Below are 21,418 nucleotides of genomic sequence, written 5' to 3' on the forward strand. Positions count from 1 at the left end.
GGAGTAAGTATATACTCTTAAACTACGATAATAATGATAACAACATCTTTTATGACTAAATTTGGCTTACGTGACTCAGTCTTAACCCTCACACTTATACCGACTGTGATCATAGGCTTGTTGCTGGGCGGTTATTTTACAATAAATCGTTACATTGAGCTCGATGAAATTTTGTATCAACAAGGCGAGACCATCATTGAGCCCCTTGCTATCGCTGTAGAGCAACCTTTACTTAAACGAAATAAAGCGCTGTTAACTCGTTTAGTTAGTCATACTCACAACAAACACTCGCCTGCTATTCAGTCTATTGCTATTTTTGATGAAAATAACGAGCTGGTTATTTTCAGTAAATACCAAAGTGAATTTAGAGAGCTGATGAACACGAACAAACCGATATTAGACGGTGTTCATATGCAAAGCTCAGAACATTATTTAACCTTTTCAACGGCTATTATTAATCATAGCCGCCAAGACATGATATGGAATCACCATAGTTATCAGGCTTCTTTAGGCACAGTGGTGATCATGCTCAATAAGCAGCAAGCCATCATTGGTCAACAACGTGCGTTATTAGTAAGTGGTGTGGTTATTTTACTGGCGCTTGTTTTAGCAACTGTGCTGGCGTTTAGATTATCGCGTATGTTTATTCAACCTCTTAATAAGTTAGTACTTGCTACAGATAAACTTAATGAGGGTAAAGTCGATACAGGCCTTGATCAAAAAATGTTTGGCGAATTTGAGCTCCTTCGTGAAGGACTTAATACGATTTCAGACACCATGGTGATGCAACGCGATGAAATGCAAAAGCACATTGACCAAGCCACTGCAGATTACCGAGAAACACTCGAACAGTACGAAACACAAAATATTCAGCTGAGTATTGCAAAAAAAGATGCTCAAGATGCCAACCGTGTTAAATCAGATTTCTTAGCGAAAATGAGTCACGAATTACGTACTCCTTTAAATGGGGTTATTGGCTTTACGCGTCAGCTATATAAAACGCCTCTGAATAAACACCAAAAGGATTACCTCGATACGATTGAGTTGTCTGCTAACAGCTTAATGACCATTATCAGCGATATTTTAGATTTCTCGAAATTAGAAGCCGGTGCGATGGAACTCGAATCGATGCAGTTTCAACTGCGCGATACCATCAATGAAGTATTAACATTGCTTGCTCCTAGCGCCCACGAAAAACAACTCGAGCTATCTATATTTATTCACCCGCAAGTGCCCGATAACTTAACTGGCGACCCGACTCGCTTTAAGCAAATTTTAATTAACTTACTCAGTAATGCGATAAAGTTCACCGAAAAAGGGTCTATTAAAGTCGATGTCGGTTATCGTTTGCTTGATGAAGAGCGAGCCTCTATTTTGGTGTCGGTAACCGATACCGGTGTGGGTATTCCTATGGATAAGCAAGATGCTTTATTCACACCATTTGGCCAAGCCGATTCAAGTATTACCCGCAAATTTGGCGGCACAGGCTTAGGGTTAATTATTACCAAGCATATTGTTGAAGCCATGAACGGCCGCATTACCTTAAACTCAGCCCCCGGTAATGGCACCTGCTTTACGTTTAATGCGGTGTTTAGAACGCCGTCTAATTCAATCACCAGTGACTTACCAACTCAATCACTGATTAATAAACGCATTCTATACTTAGAACCGCACGAACATACGCACCAAGCAACCTTGTCATTGTTGAATGAGTGGCAAACACAAGTTACCGCCTGTACCGATGAAGAAAGTTTCTTAAACGAGATAAACAAAGACTTTAGTTACGATATTTGTATTATCGGTCACACCGCAACAATCGATGATATGCAGCAGCTTAAAGGCTACGTTAAAGCGGTAAGACCTGTCACTGACTATTTATACATTATGCTCAATACGGTGTCGCATAATATGCGTGAAGCCTTTGTGGGTAGTGGTGCTGATGCCTGTTTAAGTAAACCACTTAATCATCGTAAATTATGTGAAGTATTAGCAGCCCCGTATCGCCTTGACCATCCGGTACACAATATTGAGCAAGGCGATGAAAAACTACTGCCATTAAAAGTGCTGGTTGTTGATGATAATGACGCAAATCTAAAACTTATTTGTACACTATTAGATGAACAAATTGAGCTCATTGATACCGCCCATAATGGTTCACAAGCCTATAGCTTAAGTAAAAGCCATAAATACGACTTAATATTTATGGATATTCAAATGCCTATTATGGATGGCATTACAGCGTGTAAGCTTATTCGTGAGTCATCACTTAATGAAGACACCCCAATTATTGCGGTAACAGCGCATGCGTTGGCTGGTGAAAAAGAGCAGCTGCTAAAAGATGGCTTTAAAGGTTATTTAACCAAACCGATTGACGAAGATATGCTAAAGCAGATCATTAGTGATCATAGCCCACAATCCCCTATTAACCGAGAGCGAAGCAAAACAGTTGCCGTTCAATCTGAACCTCCATTTGAGAGCACACGCCTAGATTGGCAGCTTGCGCTACAGCGCGCAGGCGGCAAAGAAGAACTCGCTCTTGAAATGCTCAATATGCTGTTACTCAGCGTGCCTGAGACCTTGCGTCTACTCAATGAAGCAATAGAAAATGAAGATTGCGAGCATGTACTTAGCATCGTGCATAAGTTCCATGGCGCATGTTGTTACACCGGCGTACCAAAGCTAAAATCGCTTGCCGAAACCCTTGAAACGTCACTAAAAGGCGATTGTGATTTAAATTATATTGAACCTGAATTATTTGAGCTTATTGACGAGCTGAATAATTTGTTAAGTGATGCAGGCATGATAGAGCAGCAACGATAAAAGCCGCTCAATAAAACGATATAAAGGAATATATAAATGAAAAGTTATTTAATTTTAGCGGGCAGTTTACTTGCCTTTGGCTGTGCTTCAACTGCAGATAAACCGATGACACTAGAGTATGCGGATTTATCAGTTAGCTATGATGAATTGAAAACACCAAAATGGCAGCAACTTGAGCGCTTTCCTGCCAGATACCCAAAAAAAGCAGTTATCCAAGCAACAGAAGGGTGCGCGACCATTGAGTATGTTATTACGCCACACAATGAGATTAAAGATATTCAGGTAGTTGCCTCTACTCACCCTGTATTTGCCGATGCAGCAAAAGAAGTAATCACGCATTGGCACTGGAATGAGCTGCCGCAAAATATTACTGATAAAGCGGTGAAAACCCAAACTCGTTTTGATTTTTGTTTTGACACACCCGAGCAATCTTGTAGAACACTAAAACCTAATTATTCATGCCCTAGTCGCGATATTATTTATTCTACGGGTACACGAATTGTGAAGTATTAAAGGGAGCCTGCTTTGTATTTTATCTTACTTATTCTCTTTAGCGCTATTTCACTCACGTGGTTTTTCCTTCGCTATAAAAAACTAAGTAAAGAAGCTAATAACTACGTAAAAATCAATTACGCTGAGCAGTGGCAAACATACGAAAGTAAAGCCCGCTTAATGAGAGCAACACCCAACTCAATTGTGTTTCATTCAATTAAACAAGGCGAATTGTCGGCCATTGATGATGGTGTTTTAAAAAGCTTTAAGAAAAAGCATCAGTACATAGTTACTCTACTCTGTATTTCACCTTTGTTATCATCATTGCTTGCACAATTTATTGCGTATTTGATGAAATAAAAAGCGCGCTGGATACAACATCCGCCGCGCTCTCAATTCAATACTTGCTTAAAAGTGCTTGAAGCTTATATTTACAAACGCGCCTCAATCATCAGGCGTTTCATATCACGTACTGCTTTGTCTAGGCCGTCAATCGCGGCACGCGCAATAATCGCATGACCAATGTTTAACTCGTAAATTTCTGGCATTGCAGCAATTGGTTTTACGTTGTGGTAGTGCAGGCCATGACCAGCATTTACAATTAAACCAAGACCGTGGGCGTATTGTACACCGCTGCGAATACGCTCAAGCTCTGTATGTAGCTCTTCGTCATTTTCTGCATCTGCATACGCGCCAGTATGAATTTCTACATACGGTGCGTTACAGGCTTTAGCAGCATCAAGTTGCGCGTTATCAGCATCAATGAATAACGATACTTTAATACCCGCTGCCGTTAATTTTTCAGTCGCCGCTTTTACTTTTTCAAAGTTACCCACTACGTCTAGGCCGCCTTCTGTTGTTAGCTCTTCGCGTTTTTCAGGCACTAAACACACATAAGCGGGTTTTACTTCAAGCGCAATATCAATCATTTCATCAGTCACGGCAACCTCAAGATTCATACGCGTTTGAATGGTTTTAGCCATTACATACACGTCACGGTCTTGAATATGACGACGGTCTTCACGCAAATGAATGGTGATACCATCTGCACCGGCATGCTCTGCAACACTGGCTGCATGAGCAGGATCTGGGTAACTTGTGCCACGCGCTTGGCGTAAAGTGGCAATATGATCAACGTTTACACCAAGAAGAATATCTTTCATTTTTTTACCTGTTTAAAACAACGATTAACGGCTGCTATTCAGCCTACTTAATAAATAACTCACGACTTTTTAATGGCTTTTTACCGAGTAAAGGCTTGAGTAAGTAACGACTTAACTGCTTTGCCATATATAACACATCAGGCGCGCTGAAGTCATGGGCAGCAATGGCATTTAATTGCGCACCTGAAAAACCACTGTGCGGGTCGTCATGCAGCAAAAAGCCATATTCAGCAAAGTACTGGTAACTGGCACTGCCAATGATCTCATCACCGTGCGCGTCGACACTAAAATCAACCCCATAACCGAGCAATTCGAGTAACTGAAATTCATACGAACGTAACACTGCTTGCAAGTGTTGAGTACCCGATAAATCACTCAAGTGCTGTTTATACAAATGGTAAACACTTTCCATGGGTTCATTGATAGGTACGATACGATTGGTTAATTCGTTTAAATAAAATCCACAATACAACTCATTCCCCGTGAGCATGGTTTGCGTGCCATGGGGTTCAAAACGATTAATGTATTTTAAATCTGATTTACCGCTGTATTGTACCAGCAGTGATTGGAAAGGTTGCAGTTGTGCTTTATGTTTAGTGGCCTGGCGACCACTAATTCGGGCCAGCATTCTAAGCTGACCCACGCCTTCTACCAGCATATCAAGCATTACTTGTGAGTCACTAAATGGACGTCGGTGCAACAAGTATGCTGTGTAGAAATCGCTATCCATGGCGTCTCAAGCTAAGCTTAATCTTCACCATAGCCTAAGCTGCGTAGCGCACGCTCATCATCAGCCCAGCCAGACTTCACTTTAACCCAAAGTTCTAAAAATACTTTGTTATCAAGCATCTCTTCAAGGTCTTTACGTGCTTCACGGCCAATAACTTTTAGCTTTTCGCCTTTATTGCCAATAACCATGCGTTTTTGCGTTTCACGCTCAACTAAGATCAGGCCATTAATTTGCCACACGCCGTTATCGAGCCATTTAAACTGCTCTATTTCAACGGTAACAGAATACGGTAATTCATCACCCATAAAACGCATTAGCTTTTCACGGATAACCTCTGCCGACATAAAACGCATCGAACGGTCTGTCACATAATCTTCAGGGAAGTAAAACTCACACAGCGGAAGACGCTTGGTTACTTCTGCTTTTATAAGCTCAATGTTTTTACCCTGTTTTGCTGAGACAGGAATAATGCCAACAAAATCAAATTTATTGCCTAAAAACTGCATGTGCGGAAGCACTAAGTCGCGGTCTTTTACTTGGTCAATTTTATTCATAACCAATAACACTGGACGACCACTTTGACGGACTTTATTCAGTACCATCTCGTCATCTTCATTCCAGTGAGTGCCTTCAACCACAAAAATAATCAGCTCTACATCACCAATCGAACTGGATGCAGCACGGTTCATTAAACGGTTAATGGCACGCTTTTCTTCAACATGTAGACCCGGTGTATCAACGTAGACTGCTTGGTATTTACCTTCAGTATGAATACCCATAATACGGTGACGCGTGGTCTGTGGTTTGCGCGAGGTAATACTCACCTTTTGCTCAACAATGTAGTTAAGTAAGGTCGATTTACCCACATTTGGACGACCAACAATGGCCACCATCCCACAGTGCGTATCAAGCTCTGCAGGTTCTTTGCTAATTAAATCATCAAGATTCATTTTTAAGTATCTTTAAGGCTTTTTCAGCAGCTTTTTGCTCGGCTTTACGACGCGAGCTCCCTACTGAGATAATGCTATCCATCCCTTCAACAATACATTCAACCGTGAATGTTTGATTGTGCGCTTGGCCTTTTGTATCAATGACAGTGTAGCCCGGTAACGATAATTTGCGCGCTTGTAAGTACTCTTGAAGTAATGTTTTTGGATCTTTTTGGTTTAAGCCAGGAGAAATTGCATCAAGGCGTGATTCATACCAATTTAAGATTAACTCACCACATTGTTCAATGCTTGAGTCTAGGAACACGGCACCAATAATGGCTTCTACTGCATCGGCAAGAGTCGATTCACGACGGAAGCCACCACTTTTCAGCTCGCCAGGCCCTAAGCGTAAGTAATCGCCCAGACCAAATTCAAGGCCAAACTCAGCCAGTGTTTGACCACGTACTAAGGTTGAGCGCATGCGGCTTAAGTCGCCTTCACGTGCTTTTGGAAATTTAGTATAAAGCGCATTCGCAATCACGAAGCTCAAAATCGAATCGCCTAAAAACTCTAAACGCTCGTTATGTTGACCTTTGTGGCTGCGGTGCGTCATTGCCTGTTCAAGCAAAGCTTGATCAGTAAATGTATAACCTATTTTGTTGTATAACTCTGTTACGTTTTTTTTCATCGTTACTGAATATTACCTAGGCGTTCAAAACGAACACCAGTTGGAACCCAGCCTGGTAAAAAGTCATCTGGGCCATTTTCAAATTCAAAACTCATCCATATAAAGACGGCTTTACCTACCAAGTTTTCTTTTGGCACAAAGCCCCAAAAGCGACTGTCTTGGCTGTTATCACGGTTATCACCCATCATAAAATAATGATCGGCAGGAACAACCCACTCGTCAGAGCGTGTACCCGGTTGTTGATAATAACGGCCTTTCATTTCAAGCGCCTCTGGGTTAATCAAAATGTTGTGATTCAATGGGCTTAGGTTTTCTTCTAAACGCACTAAATTCATTGACCCTTGCTTGAACTCGTCACTATTGAGAATTTCCATATCTATTTTATTGTATTCATTACACAGCAAATCACCTTGCTGTTCGACACCTTCTTCACATTTTGGCTGAATATAAAGGTGTTTATTGCGATAAACAATTTTATCGCCAGGTAAACCAATGGCACGTTTAATGTAATCAATACGCTCATCTAATGGGTATTTAAATACCACAATATCACCGCGCTCTGGCTCATCCACATCCACTAGCTGGGTGCGCCAAATTGGGTCTTTAATGCCGTATGAGTACTTTTGTACCAAAATAAAGTCACCAACAAGTAATGTTGGCATCATTGAGCCTGATGGAATTTGAAACGGTTCAAAAATAAATGAACGGAAAATAGTAATAGCCGCAATCATCGGAAAGATTGATTTAGCCGTTTCAGTAATACTTGGCTCTGGTGCAATTAATGCAGCGGTTTCTTCGTCTAATTCACCACCCGCCGCGTTTTGAGCAAGGGCGATACGCTGTTGACGTTTAGGCGCAAACATAAAGTGGTCAATTAACCAAATTAAGCCTGAGCCTAGTGTTAACAACACTAAAAAAATCGAAAAGTAACCCGCCATGCATTAATTCCTTTATTTACTTCTAATTATTTACCAACTTTGAGGATAGCTAAGAATGCATCTTGCGGTACTTCAACGTTACCTAGTTGCTTCATTCGCTTTTTACCTTCTTTTTGCTTCTGAAGAAGCTTTTTCTTACGGCTCACGTCACCACCGTAACATTTTGCAATTACGTTTTTACGTAATTGTTTAACCGTTGTACGCGCTATAACATGCTGACCAATTGCCGCTTGAATTGCAATATCAAATTGTTGACGCGGAATTAGCTCTCTAAGCGCTTCAGCTAACTGACGACCACGCGATTGTGCAATATCACGGTGAACAATAATTGCTAATGCATCTACACGCTCACCATTAATAAGTACGTCAACACGTACCATGTCTGATGCTTGGAAATGCTTAAAGTTATAATCAAGCGAAGCAAAACCACGGCTTGTTGATTTTAACTTATCAAAGAAATCCATAACCACTTCAGCCATCGGTAATTCATACGTTACCGCAACTTGCTTGCCGTGATAGTTCATTTTAGTTTGTACACCACGCTTTTCAACACAAAGCGTAATAACGTTACCTAAAAACTCTTGCGGAACTAATATGTTAGCTTCAACAATTGGCTCACGGATTTCAAGAATGTTGTTTACCGGCGGAAGATCAGATGGATTATCAATCTGTTTAACGCCCTCTTTGGTTTCTACTTCGTAGATTACCGTAGGTGCCGTAGTAATAAGATCAATGTCGTATTCACGCTCAAGACGCTCTTGAATAATCTCCATGTGTAGCATACCTAAGAAGCCACAACGGAAACCAAAACCAAGTGCAGTTGAGTTTTCTGGTTCGAAGAATAACGATGCATCGTTCAAGCTAAGTTTATCTAGCGCATCACGGAATGATTCATAATCATCCGATGAAATTGGGAACATACCCGCGTAAACCTGTGGTTTAATGCGTTGGAAACCCGGTAGACGCTCTGGTGCAGAGTTGCGCTGTAACGTAATTGTATCGCCAACAGGTGCACCATGAATCTCTTTAATACCAGCAATAACAAAGCCTACTTCACCAGTTTTTAATAAACCTGTGTTAGTTTGCTTTGGTGTGAAAATACCCACTTTATCTGCGATATGAACTTGTTCGTTCGACATGATCTTAATTTTATCGCCCGCGCGTAATTCACCGTGTTTAATACGCACAAGTGACACAACGCCTTGGTATGGGTCAAACCATGAATCAATAATAAGCGCTTGTAATGGCTTATCTTTGTCGCCAACTGGTGGCGGAATATCTTTAACAATAACTTCGAGTACGTCTTCAATACCCACGCCTGTTTTTGCACTACAACGCACGGCTTCAAGCGCATCAATACCAATAATGTCTTCGATTTCTTCTGCAACACGAAGTGGGTCCGCTTGCGGTAAGTCGATTTTATTCAGTACTGGAATAACTTCTAAATCCATTTCAATCGCTGTGTAGCAGTTAGCAAGTGTTTGCGCTTCTACACCTTGACCAGCATCAACAACTAAAAGCGCACCTTCACAGGCAGCAAGCGAACGTGATACTTCGTAAGTGAAGTCAACGTGTCCTGGTGTGTCGATAAAGTTTAATTGGTAGGTCTCGCCATCTTTGGCTGTATAATTAAGTGTTACACTTTGCGCTTTGATGGTAATACCACGCTCACGCTCGATGTCCATTGAGTCTAACACCTGCTGCTGCATTTCACGGTCTGTTAAACCACCACAAACTTGGATAAGACGGTCAGAGAGAGTCGATTTACCATGGTCGATATGGGCGATGATCGAAAAATTACGGATATGCTTCATAAACTGGATTCTAAACTTCTATATAAAATGGACTAAGTGTATAAAGCGGCAATTTTACATTTAATTGGCTTTAATCACCATCTATTTGAGTGAAAGGAATAGTAATTGGGTGAATTTTTATTACTTTAATATCATGTTTTAGGCTCTTAACCCTTGATTTAGCTATCGCATAGCCAGTTAAGCCCCCTAATACAGCAGCTAAAATTTGCCAGCCCTCAGCAAGCGAAAACACTGAAAAAGCAGCCAAAGCAAACCCTAAACTAAATAATAACGGCAACATGTACACAGCCATTGCGTGTTTTACAAGGTGGCTATCGTCTAATGCTAAGGTGACTTTTTGTCCGACTTTTAGCTCACTGTCGAAAGTGTATGGGAATGTTTTTTTGGCAGTACCAAATAACTTGGCAAAGATTTGCGAGCCACAACGGCCATTGCATCCTGCGCAGGCTTGTTTTTGCTCGGCTTCTAAATCGGCTGTCGTGCCTTTTACCGACACGACAGTGAGTGTTTGTTCTATCATTATTTAAAGAGGTCGCGCTACCGACTCTGCAATGGCTTTGGCTGTCATAGCGGGGATATTACCAACAACCGACACGTCAAAGCTACCACCATTGTGGACATACACGGTTGTCGCACCCGATGACAGCGCCCCACTGGGTCGTTTACCAGGCAGTGGTCTTTGTACGAACACAGAAACCTCAACAAAACCATCAGAGTACAAGTAGTAATCGGTTAGTTCGTTATTTAAATCTAACTTGTGACGGTCTGACTTTAATAATTTAAAGCCTGCTGGCAACCAGCCAATTTTCCAATTATTAACCGCACTGCCTGTGCTTTCGTTATCAATTTCACTGACCGGAAGCGGAGGAGGAAAATCACGATTTTGCATTTCTAACAGCATCTGTGCAGGTTGCTCTGTCACACTAATGTGGGTCAACTGTAATTGCTCAAGCATTTCACCTTTGTGGTTCACATACGCTGATTTCAATAACAGTGATGATTCTAAATCTAACCATATCCAATAATTGAATTTGTACTCATCTTTTGACTCAATACGCACAAGCTGCGCTGAGCGCCCTGCTATACGACCTTTTCCGCCTAGTACAAAATCGTACTGCGCACTTAAACGCTCTATATCTTTAAAAAGCACTTCAGGAATAGGCCCTGCAATTGAATCAGTTTGTACAGAATATGGCTCTGAATGGGGCTCAAAATAAGTCACTTGATCGTTTACGCGAGCCATTTCAAGCCCTGCGCCATTCAGTAAACTTAAATGTTCAAGCTCTACATTACCTTGCTTGGCATGCAGCCAGCGATAAGGTTCCATTGCTTGGCCTTTAACGACGACAAACGATGCGTCGAAATTGCGGGTATGAACGGCTTCAGCCATATCGAGTAATAATGCTTTGGCGGGGTTTTCGTCGCTGGCAAAAGCGGGAGCTATTAACACCAGCGACAAAATAAAAGTAAACACTTTCATTTAATTAGTTTTTTTCCTCATCTGCGTTAGCCGCAGTTTGTGACTTTTCAAGCGAATATGCAACACGTGCTTGGCGTTGGTGTTCAAGTACAAGCGCACCAATACGTTGCTGTTGTAATTCGCGTAAACCTTGTTGGGCATTTTCAAGTGCAGGTTGCTCAGATGAGTAACTGACAGGTGATGCCACACCGGTTAGTGGTGTTGTTTGTAATAAAGGAATTTCGCTCTGCGGTGATTCGCTGTTTTGCGGCAGTGTTTGTACACCAACAATCGCAAACATAGCCACACTTGCAGCAATCGCTACTTGGGCAAAGGGTCGACGCCAATTAAATGCAACGACATTGTCGGTGCCTGTTGCCGCCACGATTTCTTCGCTTTTTGGTGCCGTTGTTTTATTCGCGAAATCTGCGTACACAGGTTCATGTTCGAGTGCATCTGCCACTGCATCAGCAATGTCAAAATTGAAGGCGCTGTTATTTGCCTCAGCACGCATTACGTCACCGATCATTGCATAACGACCAAATGTAGTTACATCGTCGTTTGTAATCGCTTCATCAGTTAACTGCTGCTCGCCGTCAAGTAATGCGGATAACTGCTCATTATCCAACTTGTTAACGTCTGCTTTTGTCATACTAAGACTCACCTATTAATGGATTTAATTTATTGTCAATCGCTTCACGGGCACGGAAAATACGCGAACGTACCGTCCCCACGGGGCAATCCATAACCACGGCTATTTCTTCATAGCTCATACCTTCGATTTCACGAAGGGTAATCGCAGTTTTAAGATCTTCAGGCAAACTATCAATCGTATTAAAAATTACAGCACGTACTTCGTCACTTAATAACAGGTTTTCTGGCGATGCGTTTGAACGCATTGCGTCTGCACTGTCATAAAATTCTGCTTCTTCGGCATCAACATCGTTAGCTGGCGGCTTACGCCCCTGAGCAACTAAGTAATTTTTAGCACAATTTACGGCGATACGGTACAACCAAGTATAAAAGGCGCTATCACCTCTAAAGTTAGGCAAAGCACGATAAGCTTTAATAAAGGCTTCTTGTGCGACATCAGCAACATCACCTTGGTTTGAAACATAACGTGAAATCAAACCTGCAATTTTATTCTGATATTTTCTAACTAATAGGTTGAAGGCGTTTTTATCTCCTTGCTGGACCCTTTTTACTAGCGCTAAATCCAAATCCTGCTCGCTCATTCGAGCCGGTACTCCTCTGTTTGATTCTTGCTTGCTATTCATATACTCGCCATTGTTTACACAAACTATGACTGCACCATGAATATAAAAGTTCAGTTTAAAATAATTTTTTTATAAAATAGCACGCAAATAATGTGAGTTATACCAATCTTATTACTCGACAATCCTAGTAACTGCTGATAATTCAACAGTTATCTCTATTCAAAGTCAGTTTGATTCACAATGCTAAACAGTTAAAAATTCGCTGTTTAAGTGACGATAAACCTAATAATATTGGTATAACGTATTAAAATGACTAATAGTGTTACGGCAAATATGGTACATATACGTATATCATATACAATTTTTTTTGCTCATACTTTTAGCACTATTTCCAGAGCATTGTAACTGCAAAGACCACAGACATGAACCAAAATAAACATCACATTACTGATGTCGCTATTATCGGCAGCGGCGCCGCTGGCCTCTCGCTTGCTTTATCACTTGCTAATCACTGTAACGTCACCGTGCTTAGCAAAGGCGCATTAACTGAAGGCTCTACTTTATATGCACAAGGTGGTATTGCCGCGGTTTTTGATAAAAAAAATGACAGTATTGAGTCACATGTTCAAGATACGCTCGATGCTGGCGGTGGTTTATGTGACCGCGACGCTGTGCACTACACTGCCAGCAATGCCAAAAAATGTTTAAAATGGTTAATTGAGCAAGGTGTGCCTTTTGATATGGAGTTTGATTCAAAAGGTAAAGAACGTTTTCATTTAACGCGCGAAGGTGGCCACAGTCATCGCCGCATTTTGCATGCTGCCGATGCAACAGGTCGCGCCGTTCAAACTACGCTTATCAGCCAAGTGCAAGCCCACCCAAATATCACTTTATTAGAAAACTACAATGCCATTGATTTAATTGGTGATAAAAGCTTAGGCCGAAAAGGTAAACACATCCACGGTTTGTATGTGTGGAATTGTGAAGACAAGAAAGTAGAAACAATTGCAGCCAAGTTTGTTGCGCTGGCGACAGGCGGTGCGAGTAAAGTGTATTTATATACCTCTAACCCCGATGTATCGAGTGGCGATGGTATTGCCATGGCATGGCGAGCGGGCTGCCGTGTTGCCAATATGGAATTTAACCAATTCCACCCTACGAGCTTGTACCACCCTGAGCTGCAAAACTTTTTAATTACCGAAGCAATGCGTGGTGAAGGTGCGTACTTAAAACGCCCCGATGGCACACGCTTTATGAAAGACTTTGATGAACGTGAAGAACTGGCTCCCCGCGATATTGTTGCCCGCGCGATTGATTTTGAAATGAAACGCTTAGGCGCTAACTGTGTTTATTTAGATATTAGCCACAAAGATAAAGATTTTATTATTGAGCATTTCCCGACAATTTACGCAAAATGCTTAAGTGTTGGTTTAGATATCACCAAAGAAGCTATTCCTGTCGTCCCCGCAGCCCATTATACTTGTGGGGGTGTCATGACTGACTTTAATGGACGTACTGATTTAGATAACTTGTATGCAGTTGGTGAAGTTGCTTACACAGGTCTGCATGGTGCAAACCGAATGGCAAGCAACTCATTGCTCGAATGCATTGTTTTTGCCCACGCAGCAGCACAGGATATTCTGAGTAAAATTGATGCAAGTCCTGCACTTGAAACACTACCGCTGTGGGATGAAAGCCGCGTTACGAACTCTGACGAAGAAATTGTTATCACGCATAACTGGCATGAACTACGGTTATTTATGTGGGATTACGTTGGCATCGTGCGTTCAACTAAACGTTTAGAACGTGCATTGCATCGTGTTGAATTACTGCAACAAGAAATTCACGACTACTACGCTAACTTTAGAGTTTCTAACAACTTATTAGAGCTACGTAACTTAGTGCAAGTCGCTGAACTGATTATTCGCAGTGCGCTGGAACGTAAAGAAAGCCGAGGCTTGCATTACACCATTGATTACCCAGCGCAAAATGAAAACCCAACGCCTACGGTACTTACACCGAAGTCGGTTGCTGCACAGCAATAATTGCCCTCTTTAAGCGTGAAAAGCTTATCTCATCAACACTGGCTGCCGTTATAATCAGCCAGTGTGATTTATAAAACCCCGCTAGTTTTATAACCACAAAATTCGAAAAGATCTTACTCTTAGGGCTTATCGCACCTTGCATTTTCACACGATTATTTAAAAAACGAAGCTGTGACTGTTCTAAAATAATAGCGCCATGTGTTGGCTGTAATTGCGTTACTTTTTTATAGCTAATCACCCCAACAATAAAGCTTGAGACGAAAACAAGACATTGAGAAAAAAGTTGCTGATACGCAAAGCTAAGTATGATGGCTACAAAGCAAAAAAAGACCACAAAGGGTTTGTGGTCTGGTGTGTTCTGTTTAACGCTAAATCTATACACGAACTCGGTCTAAAATTAATGAGACCATGCTATTAAGCTCGGGATCTTTACACGTTTCGTGACCCATGAACCATGCAAACAAGTCTGGATCATCGCATTCTAGTAAGCGTTGAAATGTGGCATGTTGCTCTTTGCTTAACGAGTCAAACGCTTCTTCAACGAATGGCATAAATAAAACATCAAGTTCTAACATGCCACGACGGCATGCCCAACGAATACGTTCTTTACTGTGAATTTCAGTCATTTTAAACCTCGTACTTATTTGTCAGCAGTTTAACAAATTGCTATCGAATAAACAGCTATTTAAATTGCCACCCTAACTAAGTTATCATTAGCACTCATTTATATCGTAAAGAAGGTTTTTATGTCGACTGTTTACGCAAGTCCATTATCTCATACGCTTATCAGCCTAACAGGTAAAGATAAGTTGTCTTACCTTCACGGACAAATTACACAGGATATCAATAAGCTCACTAATGATACGTTCTTGTGGGCGGGCCACTGTAATGCCAAAGGTAAGCTTTGGGGCGTTTTTCGCTTGTTTACCTACCAAGACAGTTACTACCTTGTTGGTTCTAAAGCCGAAGTTGAGCAGTCTCTGGTTGAGTTAAAAAAATATGCGGTCTTTTCTGCTGTTGAAATAGACCCCTGTGAAAAGCCATTAATTGGTTTGATGGGTGATGACCTCTCAGAGGTGCTAGAGGCACTTAATATTCAATTTAATGATGAGCAAACGGCTGTCGATTTTGCCGACGGTAAAGCCCTTAAGCTTGCAGAAAACCGCGTGTTACTCATGGTCAATAGTGACTTTAGTTTACCCGAAAACGTTATTGCACTCGATAACGATGCCCAATGGCAACAAGCAGCGATTGCCGCGGGTGAGCCTTCACTTAACAGTGAGGCCATTGGCGAATATGTGCCACAAATGGTTAACCTACACGCGATTGGCGGTATCAGCTTTAGAAAAGGCTGCTACACAGGCCAAGAAACCGTTGCCCGTATGAAGTATCTTGGCAAAAACAAGCGCGCCATGTATATCGTTGCGGGTGAAGCAGATGGTTTACTCGATGAGCTTGAACTCGAAACACAAATGGGTGAAAACTGGCGTCGCGCTGGCAAGCTTATCAGTCAAAGTTATAATCAAGAAACGCGCACTTTAATGGGACTCGTTGTGTTACCGAATGACAATGAAACTGGCCAATTATTACGTGCTAAACACCTCCCTCAGGTTGAGCTATCGATTCAAGCTCTGCCTTACTCTCTCGAAGATGAATAAATAGGAATGACTATGATCGCAGCAGAAAACAAAGTGGTAAAAATGCATTATTCAGTATTGGATAATAACAAAAACACCATCGACAACTCGTTTGATGGTGAACCACTGGTGTTTATCGTTGGCACAGGTTACTTGATCCCAGGCCTAGAAAACGCACTACTAGGTAAAGAAGCTGGCGATACTTTCAGTGTTACCGTTGAACCAGACCAAGGCTATGGCGAGCGTCACGACGACTTAATGCAAGCTGTGCCTAAGTCAATGTTTGAAGGGATGGATATTGAAGTGGGTATGCAGTTTCGTGCAACAACCGATGCAGGCGATCAATCAGTGATGATCATCGATATCCAAGATGAAGAAGTGATTGTTGATGGTAATCACCCATTATCAGGGATTACTTTACACTTTGATGTTGAAGTACTTGAAGTACGTGATGCAACAGAAGAAGAGTTAGCACATGGTCATGTGCACGGTGAAGGCGGTTGTGGTCACAGCCACTAAACTCGCAGTATAAAAAAAGCGCCTGAGGCGCTTTTTTTATACCAATTCGCTTAATTAATCATCCACTTGCTCTGGTTCTGGTTTATGTTCCGGCTCTGGCTTAGATTCAGGTTCAGTTATGTGTGCCTGCAATGCCGCTAGCAAGCCTTCTTGGTCGTTGGTGCCTAAACGATAGTGAGTGCCATCTTTCATTGCTAATTCTACAGCTTTAAACCCTGATACACTGTAAACCCAGCCATCGTGAGTTATTCGTAAACCAATTCCATGGCGAAATGAATTACTAACCGCTCTGACTGATTCAATGTCGTCAAAGCTCACCGTTTTACCAAATACACCCGGCCCAAATGCCCAGCTCACTGTTTTATCGGTTACTTTAATAGTTAAGCTATGAAATAAAAAAGCCACTAACACTAAAATAGCGCAAAACCCCATTAATGGCACATCTGCGCCGATTAAGTTCCACGCTAAGGCAAGAAAACCACCTATCCAGCCCAAAACAACAAAAATAAACACTGCGTATTGCTTATGTTGATACATAAAGAATTCTCTAATTAGAAGCTATAAACAAAGGTCGCACTTAGCTCTGAGTCATACTTAAGCTTGTCTTCCTCTGGTTTTGAGTTGTAGCGATACATGTAGGTAAATTTAAGTGACACATCGCCCATAATCTTACTGATCAATGATGTTTCTGACTTTAATCGCGAGTTAAGACCTGACAAAGATTGCTCGTAACTCACATCTTGATTAAAGCGTGTGCGCTCAGAAACGGTACGCTCCCATTGCAACGCTAAACGGAGCAGATAACCGGTTTTTGTTTCGTCTTCTTCCGTTGCAATTTCTTGATCGGCAACTGAACGATAAAGGCCCGGTCCAACGTCTATATCGACTTTATTTTTACTGCCTTGATAAATACGATTGCCATACCCTGTTGCAACCGTACTCTTAAACTCAAGACCACTAAATTTATCTTCTTCGTAATCTCCGTAAATGAAAAAAGACTCATTTTTCACGTTCAGCTTATAGTTTCCTTGCCCCGAGACAAAAATACGATCTGCTGATACTTCTTCATCGCCGGTTTCTTCATTGCGATCGCGTTTGTAAAGCGTGTCTATTTTGAATTGATTACGCCACTTTTCAAAGTCTTGATAAAGGTTACCTTTGAACTTGAAACTCGTTGAATTGGTATTGCCTCTACTTACCATAAAACCGAACTCCATATCACCATACAGCATTTCGCCTTTATGGATTTTATGGATTTCTTCTTCTGACAACTGCCCGTATTCATGAAAATCTTCAAATGGATCAACAGCAATAGCCTGCCAACTGCTAAGCAGTAAGGCGGCTAAAAAAACACGTTTAATTGTACTAAGACAACAAAAAGTAGAGTCAAACATCGGCTGGAGAGTTATTCGCTATCTTTCCAGAGAATGTGGCAAAACGGTGCATCTTTATCTCGGCTAATTAAAATCTTGGCAAATAAAATATCTTGGTTATCAAACTCAAGCCCTACTAAGACTTGTACAAACAGCTCAGGTTCAATTTCTAATGCAACAAAATCTTGCCATTGATCGTCAGGCTCACTTTCTTCGATAAAACCTAACTCTTCTCTGTGCTCGTTAAAATCATTAATATCTTGTTCGCTTAAGTTATCGGGTGCTAACTCTAAAAAGATATCATACGCCTGATGTGTTACTTCTTCTTCACTATATAAGCGTGGACCAGCCATTCCTTAAACCCTCTGCACATGCAAACTGCGTTATTTTAGGTATGATAACAAACCTCTTTTCTGTTTTGCCAAAAAAAAAGCCAGGTTACCCTGACTTTTTTATCGTTAGTGTCTCTTTTTTAGTTTTCGACCCTTTGGCCTTTCACTTTTTCACGCATAGCTTGCACTAATGTATAAAATAGCGGAACAAGCAACGTGCCAAAAATAGTGGCCGCTAGCATACCAAAGAGCACAGTCACACCTAATGATATTCGGCTGCCTGCCCCTGCCCCACTCGCAAACACAAGCGGTAATACGCCAAGCACGAATGACAAGGCCGTCATTAATACCGCTCTAAAACGCAATTTTGCTGCGTTGAGTGCTGCCTCAACGATGCCTTTTCCGGCGGCACGCTCTTCCATCGCAAATTCAACAATTAATATGGCCGTTTTCGTCGACAGACCTATCAGCAACACTAAACCAACTTGCGCATAAATATTGTTTTCCATCCCAATCACGTACAGTGCAAGCATGGCACCAAACAAAGCTAAAGGAACAGCTGCAATAACTGAAAATGGAATCGTCCAGCTTTCGTACTGCGCAACTAAGAACAAGTAAACAAATACGACCGCTAAACCAAATAAAATTGGCGCGACGTTGCCCGCTTCAATTTCTTGCTTAGATTGCCCTGCCCACTCATACACGTACCCAGAGGGTAGCTTAGCGGCCAATTCTTGCATAACAGCAATCGCATCCCCACTTGAATACCCTTGCGCTGGCTGGCCACTGATACTGGCACTTCGGTACAAATTAAAGTGCGTTAAACTTGTCGGGCCAAGAATCGGTTCTAGTTTGGCCAGTGTTGTTAAAGGAACCATTACCCCTTCGTCGTTACGCACGTAATAGTACTGTAAGTCTGCGGGGTTTTGACGATACTGACTTTCGGCTTGCATTATGACCCGATACGTTCGGCTAAATTGATTAAAGTCATTAACGTACAAAGAACCTAGCTGTGCTTGCAGTGTTAAGAAGATATCACTCAACGCCACTCCTTGTGCTTTGGCTTTATTACGGTCAATTTCTAAAAAGTACTGCGGAACATTTGCTCTGAATGTACTGTACACATTTGACAGTTCAGGCCGTTGATTAGCCTCGTATACTAAGCCGTTAAGCACCTGAGAAAGCGCAGCGGGTTCACGCCCTTCACTGTCTTGCAGTCTAAATTCAAAACCGGCACTGGTGCCAAGTCCCGGTATTGATGGCGGGTTAAATGCCATTATCTGTGCGTCTGGCATCGCCCAAAACTGCCCCATCAAACGACCTAACACCGCTCGCAGACCTAAATTAGCGTCTGTGCGCTCTTCCCAATCTTTTAGTACCACAATACCCAAGGCATTATTTGAACCTGCACCGCCTAATAATGAAAAACCTGAAACGGCGATAAAATCAGTTGCTGCGGGTTCATTTTTAATAATATCACCCAATTTATGCATGACTTCTTTGGTGCGGTTACTTGCCGCAGCATCTGGCAGTTGCACATCAACAAATAGAAAACCTTGGTCTTCGGCTGGCACGAATCCGGTGGGGACAGTTTTAACTAACCATCCCGCGGCCGCAAAAATGATAACCGCAAACAGCGCCATTCGTGCGCTACGCTTTAGAATAAAGTTAACGACTTTACTGTAGCCACTGGTCGAGCGCGTAATAATATTTTCAAATGGGGCTAGCCACTTAATCGGTTTCATCGCTTTTTCATTCAGTAATAGCGTACAAAGCGCCGGACTCAAGGTTAATGCATTCACCGAAGAAATTAGCACTGCAAATGAAATAGTCACCGAGAACTGTTTATATAACTCTCCGGTGATGCCAGGCATAAATCCAACCGGTACAAACACCGCTAGCAACACCAGTGTGGTTGCAACAATAGGCCCAGACACTTGTTCCATTGCTTTAGTAACGGCTTCTTTTATTGGTAGTTTCTCTTCTTTTAAAATACGCTCAACATTTTCTATAACGATAATCGCGTCATCCACCACAATACCGATTGCCAGTACTAAACCAAATAAGGTGATTAAGTTGATGGAGTAATCCATCATCATCATAAAAGCAAACGTCCCCACCAAAGACACCGGAATAGCAACGGTGGGAATCAGGGTTGCGCGCCAATTTTGTAAAAACAAAAATACCACTAAAATAACCAAACCAACCGCTTGTAAAAGGGTTACCACGACTTCTTCAATAGAACGGTTAATGAATTCGGTTGTATCGTAAGGAATAGAATACTCGATGCCATCGGGTAACTGCTTTGCCAGCTCAGCCATACGGGCTTTAACATCCTCTGCAACCTGCGTGGCATTGGCTTCTGTTAACTGATAAATAACGATAAATGCTGTATCTTGCTGATTCAATTTAGCGGAGGTGCTGTAGCTTGCCGCCCCCATTTCGATACGGGCAATATCATGTAAACGAACAAAGTTACCGTCTTTACTCGAACGAATAATGGTTTGGCCAAATTCCTCTGGGGTTTTTAAGCGCCCTTTTGCTTGAATTGAATATTCAAATTGCTGACTGGGCCCCGAAGGAGCCGCGCCTAACTTACCTGCTGCAACAATGGTATTTTGCTCTTGCAATGCGCTTCTAACATCGGCCACCGTTAAGCCTAATGATGCCATTCGATCTGGGCGAAGCCATAAACGCATCGAATAGGTTTGCTCACCCATCACCTCCGCAGAGGCAACCCCATTTATACGACCAAGCGGCTCTGTTAAATAGTTTGTTGCATAGTTACTTAGAAAAATAGCGTCGATATTATCTTTACTCGAGTAAAGGTTAATCCCTAACAACATAGAGCTCGACTTTTTCTTAACCGACACTCCTTGGCGCTTTACTTCCTCAGGTAATCCCGCTTCAGCGAGCGCAACACGGTTTTGCACGTTCACTTGTGCTATGTCTGTGTCGGTACCAACCTTAAAATAAACAGTAATATTTGCCGTGCCGTTATTTGTCGAAGTCGATTCTATGTACATCATGTCTTCAACCCCATTGACTTGCTCTTCAATGGGCCTGATCACCGACTCTTCCACTATTTGAGCACTGGCTCCGGGGTAACTTGTCGAAATTTGTACTTGCGGTGGCGTGATCTGCGGGTACATATTCACCGGCAATAATGTCATTGAGATTAAACCCGCAATCGTAATGACTATCGATATTACCAGCGCAAATTTAGGGCGAGATATAAACGTTTTACTAATCATCTCTGCCC

General features: G+C 42.0%; 22 protein-coding genes. 6 read left to right on the forward strand and 16 right to left on the reverse strand.

Features of this window, described 5'->3' with window-relative positions:
* Nucleotides 1-51: 51 nt before the first annotated feature.
* Genes barA through BWD47_RS08345 form a run of 3 tightly spaced genes read left to right on the forward strand, consistent with a single transcriptional unit; the run spans nt 52 to nt 3,672 of the window.
* Nucleotides 52-2,820: a two-component sensor histidine kinase BarA gene (barA, locus tag BWD47_RS08335; protein ID WP_065978676.1), complete on the forward strand. Its 2,769-nt coding sequence runs from the start codon at nt 52-54 to the stop codon at nt 2,818-2,820.
* A gap of 36 nt (nt 2,821-2,856) precedes the next feature.
* Nucleotides 2,857-3,333 carry an energy transducer TonB gene (locus BWD47_RS08340; RefSeq protein ID WP_075593794.1) on the forward strand — a complete coding sequence of 159 codons (477 nt, stop codon included), beginning with the start codon at nt 2,857-2,859 and terminating at the stop codon, nt 3,331-3,333.
* Between the two features lie 12 nt (nt 3,334-3,345).
* A complete protein-coding gene (locus tag BWD47_RS08345) occupies nt 3,346-3,672 on the forward strand; it encodes a hypothetical protein (protein WP_036966622.1) in 327 nt (108 codons plus the stop codon).
* A 71-nt stretch (nt 3,673-3,743) separates the two neighbouring features.
* Here BWD47_RS08345 and pdxJ read toward each other — a convergent pair whose 3' ends face one another.
* The 10 genes from pdxJ to rpoE form a co-directional block, all read right to left on the reverse strand.
* Complete coding sequence (gene pdxJ / locus BWD47_RS08350; RefSeq protein WP_036966619.1) at nt 3,744-4,475, reverse strand: pyridoxine 5'-phosphate synthase; 732 nt, start codon at nt 4,473-4,475, stop codon at nt 3,744-3,746.
* 43 nt (nt 4,476-4,518) lie between these two features.
* A complete protein-coding gene (gene recO, locus BWD47_RS08355) occupies nt 4,519-5,205 on the reverse strand; it encodes a DNA repair protein RecO (protein ID WP_036966616.1) in 687 nt (228 codons plus the stop codon).
* Between the two features lie 17 nt (nt 5,206-5,222).
* A complete protein-coding gene (gene era / locus BWD47_RS08360; protein ID WP_036966614.1) occupies nt 5,223-6,155 on the reverse strand; it encodes a GTPase Era in 933 nt (310 codons plus the stop codon).
* Nucleotides 6,145-6,822: a ribonuclease III gene (gene rnc, locus BWD47_RS08365; protein ID WP_036966612.1), complete on the reverse strand. Its 678-nt coding sequence runs from the start codon at nt 6,820-6,822 to the stop codon at nt 6,145-6,147. The genes era and rnc overlap by 11 nt, the downstream gene beginning before the upstream one ends.
* A gap of 2 nt (nt 6,823-6,824) precedes the next feature.
* Nucleotides 6,825-7,760, reverse strand: a complete 936-nt coding sequence (gene lepB / locus BWD47_RS08370) for a signal peptidase I (RefSeq protein WP_036966610.1) — start codon at nt 7,758-7,760, stop codon at nt 6,825-6,827.
* A 26-nt stretch (nt 7,761-7,786) separates the two neighbouring features.
* On the reverse strand, nt 7,787-9,574 hold the full coding sequence (lepA, locus tag BWD47_RS08375; protein ID WP_036966608.1) for a translation elongation factor 4: 1,788 nt from the start codon (nt 9,572-9,574) through the stop codon (nt 7,787-7,789).
* A gap of 70 nt (nt 9,575-9,644) precedes the next feature.
* The gene (locus BWD47_RS08380; protein WP_036966606.1) at nt 9,645-10,094 is read right to left on the reverse strand and encodes a SoxR reducing system RseC family protein; all 450 of its coding nucleotides are present in this window, start codon (nt 10,092-10,094) and stop codon (nt 9,645-9,647) included.
* Between the two features lie 3 nt (nt 10,095-10,097).
* Entirely contained in the window at nt 10,098-11,054 is a 957-nt protein-coding gene (locus tag BWD47_RS08385) for a MucB/RseB C-terminal domain-containing protein (RefSeq protein ID WP_036966604.1), read from the reverse strand.
* 4 nt (nt 11,055-11,058) lie between these two features.
* Complete coding sequence (locus tag BWD47_RS08390; RefSeq protein WP_036966603.1) at nt 11,059-11,685, reverse strand: sigma-E factor negative regulatory protein; 627 nt, start codon at nt 11,683-11,685, stop codon at nt 11,059-11,061.
* A 1-nt stretch (nt 11,686) separates the two neighbouring features.
* The gene (gene rpoE / locus BWD47_RS08395) at nt 11,687-12,268 is read right to left on the reverse strand and encodes an RNA polymerase sigma factor RpoE (RefSeq protein WP_036969086.1); all 582 of its coding nucleotides are present in this window, start codon (nt 12,266-12,268) and stop codon (nt 11,687-11,689) included.
* Nucleotides 12,269-12,672: 404 nt separating this feature from the next.
* Here rpoE and nadB point away from each other — a divergent pair, with 404 nt between their 5' ends.
* Entirely contained in the window at nt 12,673-14,295 is a 1,623-nt protein-coding gene (nadB, locus tag BWD47_RS08400) for an L-aspartate oxidase (protein WP_036966601.1), read from the forward strand.
* Here the strand turns inward: nadB and BWD47_RS08405 are convergent.
* On the reverse strand, nt 14,264-14,677 hold the full coding sequence (locus BWD47_RS08405; RefSeq protein ID WP_256719295.1) for a hypothetical protein: 414 nt from the start codon (nt 14,675-14,677) through the stop codon (nt 14,264-14,266). The genes nadB and BWD47_RS08405 overlap by 32 nt on opposite strands.
* Entirely contained in the window at nt 14,670-14,921 is a 252-nt protein-coding gene (locus BWD47_RS08410; RefSeq protein ID WP_036966599.1) for a succinate dehydrogenase assembly factor 2, read from the reverse strand. Before BWD47_RS08410 ends, BWD47_RS08405 begins: the two co-directional genes overlap by 8 nt.
* Before the next feature lie 120 nt (nt 14,922-15,041).
* Here BWD47_RS08410 and ygfZ point away from each other — a divergent pair, with 120 nt between their 5' ends.
* Together ygfZ and BWD47_RS08420 are read left to right on the forward strand one after the other, a co-directional pair.
* Nucleotides 15,042-15,953, forward strand: coding sequence for a tRNA-modifying protein YgfZ (gene ygfZ, locus BWD47_RS08415; protein ID WP_036966598.1), 912 nt, complete (start codon nt 15,042-15,044; stop codon nt 15,951-15,953).
* A 12-nt stretch (nt 15,954-15,965) separates the two neighbouring features.
* The gene (locus BWD47_RS08420) at nt 15,966-16,451 is read left to right on the forward strand and encodes a peptidylprolyl isomerase (RefSeq protein ID WP_036966596.1); all 486 of its coding nucleotides are present in this window, start codon (nt 15,966-15,968) and stop codon (nt 16,449-16,451) included.
* A gap of 54 nt (nt 16,452-16,505) precedes the next feature.
* On the opposite strand, the gene BWD47_RS08425 is transcribed toward BWD47_RS08420, so the two are convergent.
* The 4 genes from BWD47_RS08425 to BWD47_RS08440 all read right to left on the reverse strand — a co-directional run bounded on the left by BWD47_RS08425 (nt 16,506) and on the right by BWD47_RS08440 (nt 21,410).
* The gene (locus BWD47_RS08425; RefSeq protein ID WP_074989039.1) at nt 16,506-16,988 is read right to left on the reverse strand and encodes a hypothetical protein; all 483 of its coding nucleotides are present in this window, start codon (nt 16,986-16,988) and stop codon (nt 16,506-16,508) included.
* A 14-nt stretch (nt 16,989-17,002) separates the two neighbouring features.
* The gene (locus BWD47_RS08430) at nt 17,003-17,845 is read right to left on the reverse strand and encodes a YdiY family protein (protein WP_118844560.1); all 843 of its coding nucleotides are present in this window, start codon (nt 17,843-17,845) and stop codon (nt 17,003-17,005) included.
* Nucleotides 17,846-17,856: 11 nt separating this feature from the next.
* Nucleotides 17,857-18,177 (reverse strand): HI1450 family dsDNA-mimic protein, encoded by a 321-nt coding sequence (locus BWD47_RS08435; protein WP_036966590.1) that lies wholly within the window; start codon nt 18,175-18,177, stop codon nt 17,857-17,859.
* Nucleotides 18,178-18,296: 119 nt separating this feature from the next.
* Nucleotides 18,297-21,410 carry an efflux RND transporter permease subunit gene (locus BWD47_RS08440; RefSeq protein WP_075593795.1) on the reverse strand — a complete coding sequence of 1,038 codons (3,114 nt, stop codon included), beginning with the start codon at nt 21,408-21,410 and terminating at the stop codon, nt 18,297-18,299.
* Nucleotides 21,411-21,418: the final 8 nt, after the last annotated feature.

This window comes from Pseudoalteromonas sp. PAB 2.2, from assembly GCF_001938575.1.
GTDB classification, from domain to species: domain Bacteria; phylum Pseudomonadota; class Gammaproteobacteria; order Enterobacterales; family Alteromonadaceae; genus Pseudoalteromonas; species Pseudoalteromonas lipolytica.